Genomic DNA, 13,743 nt, shown 5'->3' with positions numbered 1-13,743 from the left:
GAAAGCTTTTACGCTTCTACTTCGTCTCCAGTTTTATCAATAACTACTTGACCTCTATAATATAATTTTCCTTCATGCCAGTGTGCTCTGTGGTAAAGGTGTGCTTCTCCAGTTGTAGGGTCTACAGCTATTTGTGGTACAGCAGCTTTGTAATGTGTTCTTCTTTTATCTCTTCTAGTTTTTGAGATTTTTCTTTTAGGATGTGCCATTACGTATACTCTTATTTATCTGTTAATAGTTTTTTTAATGAATCCCATCTGGGATCTGTTTCCGACTGATCGTTATTTTCTTGTTCTTTTTTACCTCCTAAACTTAATTCTTCAAGTTTTGTAAGTATTTCTGATTTTAATGTTCCATCCTTAACTCCTGGGTGAACCCTTTTGTTTGGAACAGATAGAATGACTAGCTCATATATATAATGCGCCACATTTAATTCATATTCTCCATACGGAAGAATAAGAATTTCTTCATTTTCATCATTATATTCATGACCAAACTTCACAACAAGCTCAAAATCACCCTCAATAGGCTCATCATAAGGCTCATTAGTAAGATCACAATTTACATTGACGCTTCCATCTACTTTAAAATGCAACTGCATAAGTGTTGTCTTTTTAACAAAACTAAGACTCGCTTTTATTGCTGCGCCATTAAAGTCATCAAATTCAAAATAATCAAAGAACGACTTGTCTATTTGATATTCAAAATTATGCTCTCCTTCTTTTAAACCTACATACTGTATGGTAAATAGTTTCAAATCTTTCATCATTTCATCCGTTAGGAGCGTGCAAAGATACATAATTTTCTTTATTTAAAAACTTCTTAGTATCTTTTTATTTATTAGCGTGTAAGCCTGTAAATCTACAAGATACTATTTATGACTCTTTAGAAGCTTGACGTCCTTTATTCACTGATTTTCTTGGTGAAATTTTAAGTACATCTTTTGTCAACTCCTTGTAATCTTCTCTCTTTCTATACATTTCTATAGCCATAAATACGGCTTCTCTGAAAGAACCATGATCAGCCTTGTTTTGACCCGCAATCTCATAAGCAGTACCATGATCTGGAGATGTTCTAATTTGATCTAACCCTGCTGTATAATTCACCCCTTTCCCAAAAGACAATGTCTTAAAAGGAATTAAGCCTTGATCATGATAAGCTGCTAAAATAGCATCAAAATTCTTGTAATTTCCTGAACCAAAAAAACTATCTGCCGCATACGGACCATACACGATCTTTCCTGTATCTCTTATTTTTTCAAGTGTCGGGATCAGTACTTTATCATCTTCATCACCTATAACTCCATTATCACCAACATGTGGATTAATACCTAACAACGCAATTTTAGGCAAATGAATTCCGAAATCGCTTTGAAGTGTTTTATACAATGTTTCTACTTTTTGAGTGATTACTTCTGGCGTAATATGAAAAGGGACATCCTTTACCGCTACATGATCTGTAAGCAGCCCTACCTTAAGGCTATCAGTAGCCATAAGCATCATTGCATCTCCTTTTAATTCTTTTGCAAGATAATCCGTATGCCCAGGAAACTTAAACTCATCTGTTTGAACAGTAGCTTTATTAATTGGAGCCGTCACTAGCACATCTACCTCACCTTCTTTAAGTGCTTTTGTAGCTCTCACAAACGATTTTAAAGCGTATTTACCTGTTTCTTCTGTTGCTTCTCCAAATGCTATTTTTACAGGCTCCTTCCATACATTAAGGACATTTACCTTCCCTTCCAATGCTTTAGAAACGCTATCTATACCATGCAAGCTAATTTGACTTCCCAATACTTTTTTTATATATGAAAGCGTCTTAACAGATGCAAATAATATAGGCGTACAAAAATCCAACATCATACTATCCGCAAAAGTTTTAAACACTATTTCAGTTCCTATACCATTAAGATCTCCTATTGATATTCCAACTTTAATTTTTTGATCTTTCTTCATTATATACCAGCTATGGGTTTTGTATTTTTACACCACAAAAGTAACCAAATTAATAGTCATTCATGTTTACAGGCATTATAGAAGATTTAGGTAAGATTATTACTATCGAAAAAGAACAAGAAAATGTTCACCTAACCGTTGAAAGTAATCTTACTCCAGAATTAAAAATTGATCAAAGTGTTGCTCATAATGGCGTGTGTCTAACTGTAGTATCCATAAACAATAATCAATATACAGTAACAGCCATCAAAGAAACTCTTGAAAAAACAAATTTACACACCTTAAAAGAACAAGATGAAGTAAATCTTGAACGTGCTATGGTTTTAGGGGCTCGACTAGATGGTCATATCGTACAAGGGCATGTTGACCAAACTGGAGTATGCACAAATAAAAAAGAGGAAGACGGAAGCTGGCGATTTGATTTCCAATATGACCCAAAACTATCTAACGTCACTATAGAAAAAGGTTCTATTACCGTAAATGGGGTTAGCCTAACAGTGGTTGATTCTATACAAAATGGTTTTAGTGTTGCCATCATTCCGTATACATATGAACATACAATATTCAAAAATATTCAAAGAGACACTATAGTCAACTTGGAATTTGATGTAATTGGAAAATACGTAAAAAGACTTACAGAAGCTTATTAACTAAGCTTTAGACAATCGATTTCTTAAAAGATACACAATACCAGTAATCACACCTAATATCAATAAGATCATTAGGTTTTCATCTATTGGAACTACCAATCCTGGTAATCCTGGAATACGTTCTCCTGCAGGAGGTGGTGGTGGTGGAGTTGGTCCACCAGTAACCACTTCTTGGGCTATAGAAGCGTATCCAACAACATGTAGGAGTGTTGTCATAAGTAAGTTTTTGAGTTTGGGGCTCATAGACTACAAAAGTATATAATTTAAAAGGTACTTAATTGTAACGTTATAAATATACTAATAGTATATTGAATTTTATGCTTTTGGTCGACAATATTAAGCATTTTATCGGTAAAAACAAGTATTTTCTTGTTTTTTTTTACAAAAACATAAACTTAAATATACATTAATAAAAAAAACACCATATGCGCAAAAAGTAATGTATGTTATTATTTTACACGTATGATGATCTTTTAAAAGTGGTCCCACTTGGGCTCGAACCAAGGACCCTCTGATTATGAGTCAGATGCTCTAACCAACTGAGCTATGGGACCAAAAACGGGTGCAAATTTATAATAAATACTCAATAGAGCAAAGAAATTTATTGCTTATTATTATTTTCTTGACATAATTCTACTAAAACACCTCCAGCAGTCTTTGGATGAACAAAGGCTACTAGCTTATTATCAGCACCTTGCTTTGGTGTTTTATTAAGCAATATAAATCCTTCTTTTTCTAAGCGATCCATCTCTGCCTCTATATTATCTACTGCAAAAGCGATATGATGGACCCCTTCTCCCCTCTTTTCTATAAATTTTGCAATAGGACTATCTACATTTGTCGCTTCTAATAATTCAATTTTATTGGGCCCCACTTCAAAAAAGGAAGTTTTCACACCTTCAGACAACACCTCTTCTATTTTATAATGTGGTTTTCCAAGTAGTTTTTCATATAATTTATTGGAAGCCTCAAGGTCTTTGACCGCAATTCCTATGTGTTCGATTTTATCCATTTGTTTTTATTTCTTTCTAAGTACGCTTTCGCGAAAGCATATAATTATTGAAAACATGCCCTACAAAAGTAACACAATCCATAAAAAGCGTATTTTTGCCCCATGGAATCTAATAGACAGAAAAAAGTAGCTGGTGTTTTACAAAAAGATCTTGCCGATGTATTACAAAATGCATTACGAGAAAGTGGTCATAGAGGTATTATTGTCTCTGTCTCTAAAGTAAAAGTCCCGACAGACCTCTCTATTGCCAAAGTATACATAAGTGTATTTCCCAATGCTGAAGCAGAAAAAATGCTAGAGGAACTCAATATAGTGAAGTCTAAAATCAAACATGAGATTTCACAACGCACCCGTCACCAACTAAGACGCATGCCTGAATTACAATTTTACATTGATGATTCGCTTGAATACATGGAGGGAATTGACAGGTCTCTCAAAGGAATAGATAACCCTATTGAAGACCCTTCCTTATTAGAAAAAAGAAAAAAATCGTAAATGCGGTTTCCTCTATATATTGCAAAACGATACCTCTTTTCAAAAAGTGGCACAAATGCCATTAATATTATCACTATAATATCTGTTATAAGTATTATCATAGGCACAGCGGTGCTTTTAATAGTACTATCTGCTTTTGCAGGTCTTAAAGATTATAACGTTTCTGTCACATCTATTGTAGATCCAGACATTAAGGTTTCACCTAGCACAGGTAAAACAATCACTATAACTCCTGAACAAGAAGAAAAACTAGCGCTAATCACAGGCATACAAGGATATTCGAAAGTGATAGAAGAACGCGTTTATTTAGAATATGACGGAAAAACACATCTTGGTTTCATAAAAGGTGTTGATCAAAATTATTTAAAAGTAAGTAGCATAGACACCACATTATTTGCAGGATCATGGCCTAGCATAGGAGAACCAGAAGTAGCCATAGGCTTTGGCATAAGACGCAGATTATCTTTAGGCATGAGTGATTACGGGAACTTATTACGCATTATGGTTCCCAAACCTGGAACAGGCCAGATTATAGATCCCACGAGTGCTTTTAGTAAATCTAGTGCTGTTGCTAGCGGTATTCTATTAGTTGGAGAAACAGAAATAGACGAGAACTATCTTTTTGCCAATATTGATTTTGTAGGAGAATTGTTAGCGTATCCTTTAGACAAAATAAGCACCTTAGAATTAAAACTCGCGCAAGATGCTAATGAATCTGAAGTAAGAAGCCAACTAACAGCCATTTTTTCAGATGCCATCCTAATCAAAAATAGAACTGAGCTTAATGATGCACTTTACAAAATGCTGAATACGGAAAATTTAGCCCTCTATTTTATATGCACACTAGTACTTATTATTGCGTTATTTAGTTTTGTAGGAAGTATTATCATGATCATTATTGACAAAAAAGGCAATATCAAAACACTATCTGATCTTGGAGCAACACTCACAGACATACGCAAAAGTTTCTTTTATCAAGGCGCATTAATGGTTATTATAGGCGGTGCTACAGGAGTATTTTTAGGAAGTATTATTGTTTTTATACAACAACAATTTGGCTTAGTAAATATTACAGCAACTCTTCCATACCCGATGCGTTTTGAATTTTTAAATCTACTAATCGTCTATGCTACGATATTAGTTTTAGGAATACTAGCTTCAAGATTAGCCTCTAGTAGAATAAACAATACTTTTTTAGAAAAAGAATAACTTAGGTAAATTCATAGCCTGCAAATTCTTTTTCGATAAGATGCAAAGCTGCAAATACATCTTCGCTATGATCACTAGTGACCAATTTCATACGGTATTCTTTAAAATGTGGAATTCCCCTAAAGTAATTTGTATAATGGCGTCTGGTCTCAAAAACACCTAACTTCTCTCCTTTCCAATCTATAGACATTTGCAGATGTCTTCTAGCAGCTTCAATACGCTCTTCTAGCGTTGGAGGCTTACACTTTTCTCCTGTTGCGATATAATGCTTTACTTCTTTAAAAAACCATGGATACCCGATACTTGCTCTACCTATCATAGCGCCATCGAGTCCAAATTTATCACGCATTTCGACAGCCCGTTCAGGTGTATTTACATCTCCATTTCCAAATACAGGAATATGCATTCTAGGATTATTTTTCACCTCAGCAATAGGATGCCAGTTTGCATCTCCTTTATACATTTGTGCTCGCGTACGACCATGTATAGATATAGCAGCACAACCTACATCTTGTAATCTTTCTGCCACTTCAACAATCCTAATACTATCATGATCCCAACCTAAACGGGTTTTTACAGTTACAGGAAGCTTTGTATGTTTTACCATAGCTTCCGTGAGTTTTACCATAAGATCAATATCTTTCAAAATACCGGCACCAGCTCCTTTAGAGACTACTTTTTTAACAGGACAACCAAAATTAATATCTATAATATCTGGTCCGCTTGCCTCTACGATCTCTACACTTTTAAGCATAGATTCCATGACAGCTCCAAAGATTTGAATTCCAACGGGACGTTCCTTCTCGTAAATATCCAGTTTCATGGTGCTTTTTGCAGCATCACGTATCAATCCTTCTGAAGAGATAAATTCTGTATATACGACATCTGCCCCTTGTTCTTTACATAAAGCGCGAAACGGAGGGTCACTCACGTCTTCCATAGGTGCTAGTAATAACGGAAAATCTCCTACATCTATATCTCCAATTTTTGCCATGCTATTCTTTTAATTATGTATTCTTTTTATTCGCTTTCTCACTTCGACGTCGCTCAGTATAAATTTCTGCGTCGCTTCTCTATTTGAAAGCGTATTAATCCTTTACAAAAACAATTTCTTTATGTAACTGCTCCCCTTTTCTATCTACAACTATAGTCGTCTCGTCTCCCACATCAAAAGCGGAAAGTGCTCGCATATAACTCATCATATCTACCACAGTGCTATCTCCCATTTTAACAACTATATCTCCTTTTTCTAATCCAGCGTTTTGGGCAGCTCTACCTTCACTTACACCATCAATACGCATTCCTTTACCTGAAAACAAATAATCTGGTACCACTCCGAGCCCTACTTTAAAACTAGGCACCGCAGTACTTTCATCTTTAGTCTTAGTAAAAGCAAGCTTCCCATTATTATCTAATTCGGTTACAATGGCTAAAATATAGTCTTCTATCAGTTGCATTCCTTCATAATTAAGCTTTTCACTATCATCCCCAGGCTTATGATAATCATCATGCTGTCCTGTAAATAAATGCAATACTGGAATATCATTTAAATAAAAAGAAGTATGATCTGACGGCCCTACCCCACTTTTATGTTCTGCCAATTGGAATGATGTATTGGCAGCAAATACCGTTTGATTCCATGAAGGCGATGTTCCCACTCCATGAATTGCTAATGCTTTTTCTTCATTAAGTCTCCCCACCATATCCATATTAATCATATAATTGATTTCAGAAAGTGGTATTGTCGCATTTTTAGTAAAATAATTAGAACCTAATAATCCCATTTCTTCTCCAGAAAATGCAATAAACAAGTAATTATTTCCCTTATAAGATTCGGTTTGAAGTTTTTGAGCCAATTGCAATAGAACAGCAACTCCACTAGCGTTATCATCTGCACCGTTATGAATAGCTTCCCCTTCTCGATACAAAGAACCTTCTCCTCCCATTCCTAAATGATCATAATGCGCCCCAATTACAATTGTATTAGGTGCTTTATGATCTATATATCCTATCACATTAGTTCCAGTGATAAGGGAGTCGTTTCCGCTTTCGCGAAAGCGTACTTCTCCATGTGGATCTTTTTTAGGAGCAAATGTGAAGGTTTGGAAATAAGTTCCTGCATTGCCCTTTGGAGATACTCCTAAAGAAGCAAAACGATCTTTGATATAATGCGCTGCTTTTAATTCTCCTGCTGTCCCCGTTTCGCGTCCTTGCAAATCATCTGATGCTAGGAATGTTACATCATCTTTCATCGTAACCTGAGGAATTGATTCTTTCTTACAAGAGGTCAATCCTATTAACGCAAAAACCAATATGAGCTTTTTCATAGAAGAATACTGTATTTTTGTGCAAAATTAATGATTTATACTCGTATGAAACGTTTTTATCTAGTTGCCCTTATTTTAGTATGTATCGCTTGTAAAGAAAAAGCTTCTGAAACAGATACAAAGACCAAAGATGCTGAAGCCGTTGTAGAAATTCAGGACAATCCTTTAATCTATCCAGAAGAGACACATTTTAAAAATATACAGCAAGTTACATTTGGAGGTGATAATGCAGAAGCGTATTGGAGTTTTGATGATAAACAATTAGTGTTTCAATCCAATTATAAAGATTGGGGAGTAGGTTGTGATCAAATGTTTTTAATGAATGTAGGGGAAACATTCAAAGATAATAAGCCTCCTATGATTTCTACAGGAATGGGACGTACTACGTGTGCTTATTTTTTGCCAGATAACAAATCTTTTGTTTATGGATCTACACATCTAGGGGGAAAAGACTGTCCTGAAGTTCCTTTACGTAAAAATGGCAATTATGTGTGGCCTGTATATGACACATTTGACATTTTTGTTTCTGATTTAGAAGGAAATATCCTTGGACAACTTACAGATGAACCTGGTTATGACGCAGAAGCTACGGTATCTCCCAAAGGGGATAAAATTGTTTTTACTTCAACCCGTAGTGGTGATTTAGAATTATACACGATGAATATTGATGGGTCTGATGTACAACAAATCACAGACGAACTAGGATATGATGGAGGTGCTTTCTTCTCACCTGATGGCACAAAACTTATTTTTAGATCATCACGACCAAAAACAGAAGAGGAAATTAAAAAATACAAAGACTTACTCGCTCAAGGACTTGTAGAGCCTACAGACATGGAGCTTTACATTTGCAATGCAGATGGCTCGGATTTACGTCAGCTTACGCGTTTGGGTAATGCAAACTGGAGTCCGTTCTTTCACCCTAGTGGAGAAAAGATTTTATTCTCTTCCAATTTTGAAGCAGAACGCGGATTTCCATTCAACCTATATATGATAGACTTAGATGGAAAAAACTTAGAACGTATTACACATGGAGAAACCTTTGATGCCTTCCCTGTATTTTCAAACGATGGAAAAAAATTGGCTTTTTCTTCTAATAGAAATAATGGCGGTGGTAGAGACACCAATCTTTTTATTGCAGATTGGGTAGACTAATCACTAAGCTACAAACGTTCCCTTTCTTTTTTATCTAACGAACGATTATTATCTTCTAACTTAAAATTACCGAAATTGTAGGTAAAGCCTATTTGGACATTTTGAGTTTCTGGGAGTGCAAAATAACGATTATCTTGATTTAGATACCTAGAACTAAGCAAGGCATTAGCCTCTCCCAAAACATCATTTACAGTTATAGATAAAGACGCTCTTTTATCCCAAAAAGTTTTTTTAACCCCTATTCTTAAATCAGCGGTGCTTTCTTGAATATAGCTGCCTAATAAAAAGTTTGACACATACGTAAATGACACCTCTCCCGTATAGGTTTTATCCGCACTAAGTGTTAAGAAATTTGAAAAGGAGCCATAAACCCCATCTACTTCATTTATATAAGACACATTATTACTTTCTACAGCAAGAAAAGTTTCTTCTTCGTGAAAAATACTTATGTAAGTATAAAAATACCACCATTTTGCAATAGAACGACCATGTGTAATATCAAGTCCCCAAGATTTACTATCTAATGCATTTTGCTTATCTGTACGTAATATCTGATTTACATTATCTTGAAAAGGCAACGTTAAGATATTCTCTCCATTATCTCTATAATACACATCAAAGAAATATGTATTAGCAAGCGAGTAATTAATATTAAATTGATGACTAAATGCTGGCAACAAGCTTGAATTACCTTGAAAAAAATTGTTTTCATTTAGAAAATAAGCAAACGGATTTAAATCTTGATAACGAGGTCTATATAATTTACGTCCATAATCAAAACTAAAACTGTGATTTTCTGACAATTCATACTTCACATAAGCTGTAGGAAACCATTCTAGATAATCTAATTCCACAACTTCATTTAACACTAGGGAAGTCCCCGTAGAATTAGTTTGTTCTACTCTCAAACCACCTTTTAAACTCCACTTATTAATATCTTTACTTAATGTTGCATATGCCGCAAAAACATTTTCTTCGTATAAAAAATCATCATTTTGAGCTTGATCCAACCCATTAATCGCATCATTTTGGATAGTTAAAAAATCAATAGCAGATCTTGAATCGATGATAGACACTTTTCCACCTGTTTCAAAAGCTACTTCTCCAAGTTGTGTTGTATAATCTATTTGTCCAGTATAAATTTCTATATCTTGGAATGCATCAGAAGTAAACCTAACATTTCTAAAGTTTTCATTTTGATTATCTGTATACACTGAAGAAAGACTTTGAATACGGTCTCTTGAGAATGTTGTATAATGCGTATTTAATTTCAAGTTCCCATTTTGCATATCGTACGTATATGACATATCAAAAGCGACATTTTTCTGATCTCCATTTAGACGACTTGTTGTTCCTATAGAAAACGGATTATCTGTTAATGAATTTACTGTTGTAGCAGATCGATTAAAATCAAATTCATTTGGAGAATAAAGACCTATCGCAGAAAAATTAATTTTTTGCTTTTCATTGAGTTGATAATCCAGTATTAAATTTGCATTATGTGCTTCTCTCCATTCTTTATCTTCGATATCTTGATCCCACTCAGCTAAAATACCTGCACTATTCCTGTAATTTATTAACGTATTAGTTTGTTGTGTTCGCTTAAGAGGATTAAAACTATAATTAAAAAAAACATTCAGTTTTTTGTTCTTAAAATAATGACTGGTTCCAAAATAATGTTTTGGAAATATACCATAGGTCCCGCGAGTAGTTACAGATCCTTTATAACCAAGATACAATGCCTTTGAAGAAATAATATTAAGAATAGCTCCTCCTTCTGCATCATATTTTGCAGATGGATTTGTAATTACTTCTACGGATTTTATAAGATCTCCTCCTACACTTTCCAGTAAACTTTGGATTTCCTCATAGCTCAACGTTACTTTACGGTCGTTTAAATACACCGTAACATTCGTATTTCTTACTGTAAGTTCACCTTGTCGAATCACTACCCCTGGAGTTCTTTTTAAAATATCCCACGTAGTCCCTTGTGCTGCGATGGTATTTTCCACATTAAACACCAGCCTATCTGCTTTACGAGAAATTGTAGGTTTCTTACTAATAACAGTAACCTCATCTAAACCTTCAGAAACTTCTATTAGTTTTATTTCTGGCAGCCTTTTATTTTCCGAAAGAGCAAAAACATCAGAACTAAATGTTTCATAACCTACAAAACTGGCTTTTATAGTATAAGTTCCATCTGACACAGACGAGAATAAAAATTCCCCACTATCTTCTGTAATAGCACCTTGTACAACACTGTCCTCAGAATCATACAGAACAATATTGACAAAAGGGATTGGGTCCCCAGAAACAGTAATAACTTTTCCTGAAATCGAAGCTTGTTGAGCTATTAAAGAACTAGTACTTAGAATTAAAAATAACACTAAGAAAAACGGGGTGAAATCCTTCATGATAAGATTACAAAAATACTCCAAAAGCAAGTGTTTTGAATTGTGTATGAATGTTTTTTCGACGAAATCATTTTTCTGTCTATAAAATGCTGACAGAAGACCTATATTTGCACACATTGACTTGGAATAGATTATGAAGAATATCAGAAATTTTTGCATTATTGCCCACATCGACCACGGTAAAAGCACATTAGCAGATCGTTTACTTGATGAAACCTCTACGGTTACCAAACGTGAGGCTCAGGCGCAATTGCTTGATAGTATGGACTTAGAAAGAGAACGTGGGATCACCATTAAATCTCATGCGATACAGATGGAATACACCTATAAAGGTGAAGAATATATTCTTAATTTAATAGACACTCCAGGCCATGTAGATTTTTCCTACGAAGTATCTAGAAGTATTGCCGCTTGTGAAGGTGCATTACTCGTTGTAGATGCTGCACAAAGTATTCAAGCACAAACTATTTCTAATTTATATTTAGCTCTTGAAAATGATCTTGAAATCATTCCTGTACTTAATAAAGTAGATTTACCTAGTGCAAATCCTGAAGAAGTAACAGATGATATTGTAGACCTTTTAGGATGTGATGCTGAAGAAGTTATTCCCGCTTCCGCGAAAACGGGTATTGGTATTCAAGAAATTCTAGCAGCAGTTATAGACCGTATTCCTGCTCCTAAAGGAAATCCAGACGAACCATTACAAGCACTGATTTTTGATTCTGTATACAATCCTTTTAGGGGGGTGGAAACCTATTTTAGAATTTTAAACGGAAGCATTAAGAAAAATCAGCAAATAAAGTTTATTGCTACAGGTAATACCTATGGTGCTGATGAAGTAGGTACTTTAAAATTAAATCAAGTACCTAAAAAAGAAATAAACACAGGAGATGTAGGATATCTCATTACAGGTATAAAAGATGCTCGTGAGGTAAAAGTAGGAGATACCATTACTGATGCTAAAACCCCTACACAAAATGCCATCGAAGGTTTTGAAGACGTAAAACCTATGGTATTTGCAGGAATTTATCCAGTAGACACAGAAGACTATGAAGAGTTACGTGCTTCTATGGAGAAGCTTCAGCTAAATGACGCCTCGCTGGTTTTTGAGCCTGAAAGCTCAGCAGCATTAGGTTTTGGCTTCCGATGTGGCTTCTTAGGCATGTTACATCTTGAAATTATCCAAGAACGTCTAGAACGTGAATTTGACATGACGGTTATAACTACCGTACCTAACGTATCTTATCATGCCTTTATACATAAACATCCGGATGAGATTATTCTTGTAAATAACCCGTCAGATCTTCCTGATCCATCTAAGATGAATCGTGTAGAAGAACCATTTATCAAAGCCTCTATTATTACAAAATCTGATTTTGTAGGTCCTGTAATGTCATTGTGTATAGAAAAACGCGGATCCATTACCAACCAAACTTATTTGACACCTGAACGTGTAGAATTATCATTTGACATGCCTCTAGCTGAGATTGTTTTTGATTTTTATGATCGTTTAAAAACAGTATCAAAAGGATATGCGTCTTTTGATTACTCTCCTATAGGAATGCGTGCTTCTAAACTTGTAAAAGTAGATGTTCTGTTAAATAGTCAGCCTGTAGATGCACTTTCTGCGTTATTACACCAAGACAATGCATATGATATAGGAAAGAAGATGTGTGAAAAACTACGTCAGTTAATACCACGCCAACAGTTTGATATTCCTATTCAAGCCGCTATTGGAGCAAAAATTATTTCACGTGAGACAGTAAAAGCGTTACGTAAAGATGTGACTGCAAAATGTTATGGAGGTGATATTTCGCGTAAGCGTAAACTTCTAGAAAAGCAGAAAAAAGGAAAGAAACGTATGCGTGCTGTTGGAAATGTAGAAATTCCGCAAGAAGCATTTATGGCTGTGTTGAAGCTGAATGATTAACCTTTAAAAGAAGAAGTTTCTTTTTTAGGTTTATTCTTTAATTTATGTTGCAACATTGGAATTCCAATAGGAAATACCCACATATACATAGCGTATAAAAGTGAATCACTCATCGTGACTCTTTTCCCTTTCTCAATACTCATGACAACTTGTGCAGTAAAAAAATTTGTATGGATAAATGCTACAAGTGCTAAAAATCTAATAAAAGCCGCGCCAAAAAACATCAGTAAATACATGGTTTCACTCACCAAAAAGTCTGTATTTACTAAAGGAATTTTTGTGATTATTTCTAAAAATAAATAGATAACCAGATACCAATAACTCCTCATATACCATGTCACAGAAATAGGAGAAGGTTTTACTAGTTTTTGATTAAAAAAAACAGCTACATTTTTACTCCATATTAAGTAAACAACATAGATCATTAAAAGTCCTAGGACCATAATCCAATCACTAGGTTCTGGTGTATCTGTAAAAAAGCTAAATACTGCCACAATTAAATTAAGGGCAAAGAAAAAGAAAATGATAAAAACCATTAATAACCCTAATGCAATTGGGTGAAGACTCCATATAAATTTAAATATCCTGCTTGGCAC

At 34.7% G+C, this 13,743-nt stretch carries 14 protein-coding genes and 1 tRNA gene; 5 read left to right on the top strand and 10 right to left on the bottom strand.

Annotated elements, in window-relative coordinates; translation table 11 throughout:
- Positions 1–8: 8 nt before the first annotated feature.
- From rpmF to pdxA, 3 genes are all read right to left on the bottom strand, one after another.
- Positions 9–209, bottom strand: a complete 201-nt coding sequence (gene rpmF / locus Q1A01_RS07310; protein ID WP_299678189.1) for a 50S ribosomal protein L32 — start codon at positions 207–209, stop codon at positions 9–11.
- An 11-nt stretch (positions 210–220) separates the two neighbouring features.
- Complete coding sequence (locus tag Q1A01_RS07305; RefSeq protein WP_299678445.1) at positions 221–766, bottom strand: DUF177 domain-containing protein; 546 nt, start codon at positions 764–766, stop codon at positions 221–223.
- A gap of 109 nt (positions 767–875) precedes the next feature.
- Positions 876–1,955 carry a 4-hydroxythreonine-4-phosphate dehydrogenase PdxA gene (gene pdxA / locus Q1A01_RS07300; RefSeq protein ID WP_299678188.1) on the bottom strand — a complete coding sequence of 360 codons (1,080 nt, stop codon included), beginning with the start codon at positions 1,953–1,955 and terminating at the stop codon, positions 876–878.
- 62 nt (positions 1,956–2,017) lie between these two features.
- Here pdxA and Q1A01_RS07295 point away from each other — a divergent pair, with 62 nt between their 5' ends.
- A complete protein-coding gene (locus Q1A01_RS07295) occupies positions 2,018–2,605 on the top strand; it encodes a riboflavin synthase (RefSeq protein ID WP_299678187.1) in 588 nt (195 codons plus the stop codon).
- Here the strand turns inward: Q1A01_RS07295 and Q1A01_RS07290 are convergent, their stop codons facing one another.
- From Q1A01_RS07290 to mce, 3 genes are all read right to left on the bottom strand, one after another.
- Entirely contained in the window at positions 2,606–2,821 is a 216-nt protein-coding gene (locus Q1A01_RS07290) for a hypothetical protein (protein WP_299678186.1), read from the bottom strand.
- 264 nt (positions 2,822–3,085) lie between these two features.
- Positions 3,086–3,159 (bottom strand) — tRNA-Ile (locus tag Q1A01_RS07285).
- A gap of 47 nt (positions 3,160–3,206) precedes the next feature.
- Entirely contained in the window at positions 3,207–3,617 is a 411-nt protein-coding gene (gene mce / locus Q1A01_RS07280) for a methylmalonyl-CoA epimerase (RefSeq protein WP_299678185.1), read from the bottom strand.
- A gap of 102 nt (positions 3,618–3,719) precedes the next feature.
- On the opposite strand from mce, the gene rbfA reads away from it, so the two are divergent.
- Positions 3,720–4,112 carry a 30S ribosome-binding factor RbfA gene (gene rbfA, locus Q1A01_RS07275; RefSeq protein ID WP_299678184.1) on the top strand — a complete coding sequence of 131 codons (393 nt, stop codon included), beginning with the start codon at positions 3,720–3,722 and terminating at the stop codon, positions 4,110–4,112.
- The gene (locus Q1A01_RS07270; RefSeq protein ID WP_299678183.1) at positions 4,113–5,321 is read left to right on the top strand and encodes an FtsX-like permease family protein; all 1,209 of its coding nucleotides are present in this window, start codon (positions 4,113–4,115) and stop codon (positions 5,319–5,321) included.
- A gap of 1 nt (position 5,322) precedes the next feature.
- Here Q1A01_RS07270 and dusB read toward each other — a convergent pair whose 3' ends face one another.
- Complete coding sequence (dusB, locus tag Q1A01_RS07265) at positions 5,323–6,315, bottom strand: tRNA dihydrouridine synthase DusB (RefSeq protein WP_299678182.1); 993 nt, start codon at positions 6,313–6,315, stop codon at positions 5,323–5,325.
- A gap of 94 nt (positions 6,316–6,409) precedes the next feature.
- Complete coding sequence (locus Q1A01_RS07260) at positions 6,410–7,648, bottom strand: M28 family peptidase (protein WP_299678181.1); 1,239 nt, start codon at positions 7,646–7,648, stop codon at positions 6,410–6,412.
- Positions 7,649–7,693: 45 nt separating this feature from the next.
- Between Q1A01_RS07260 and Q1A01_RS07255 the strand changes: the two genes are divergently transcribed.
- On the top strand, positions 7,694–8,803 hold the full coding sequence (locus Q1A01_RS07255; protein WP_299678180.1) for a hypothetical protein: 1,110 nt from the start codon (positions 7,694–7,696) through the stop codon (positions 8,801–8,803).
- Positions 8,804–8,811: 8 nt separating this feature from the next.
- Here the strand turns inward: Q1A01_RS07255 and Q1A01_RS07250 are convergent, their stop codons facing one another.
- Positions 8,812–11,217, bottom strand: coding sequence for an outer membrane beta-barrel family protein (locus Q1A01_RS07250; RefSeq protein ID WP_299678177.1), 2,406 nt, complete (start codon positions 11,215–11,217; stop codon positions 8,812–8,814).
- A 133-nt stretch (positions 11,218–11,350) separates the two neighbouring features.
- On the opposite strand from Q1A01_RS07250, the gene lepA reads away from it, so the two are divergent.
- Positions 11,351–13,147: a translation elongation factor 4 gene (lepA, locus tag Q1A01_RS07245; RefSeq protein ID WP_299678174.1), complete on the top strand. Its 1,797-nt coding sequence runs from the start codon at positions 11,351–11,353 to the stop codon at positions 13,145–13,147.
- Here lepA and Q1A01_RS07240 read toward each other — a convergent pair.
- The gene (locus Q1A01_RS07240) at positions 13,144–13,743 is read right to left on the bottom strand and encodes a hypothetical protein (protein WP_299678171.1); all 600 of its coding nucleotides are present in this window, start codon (positions 13,741–13,743) and stop codon (positions 13,144–13,146) included. The two genes, lepA and Q1A01_RS07240, sit on opposite strands and share 4 nt — an antisense overlap.

Source organism: uncultured Dokdonia sp. (assembly GCF_947492815.1).
Classification (GTDB): domain Bacteria; phylum Bacteroidota; class Bacteroidia; order Flavobacteriales; family Flavobacteriaceae; genus Dokdonia.
Note: the sequence above shows the minus strand (reverse complement) of the source record. Positions and strands in the feature narration are given on the sequence as shown.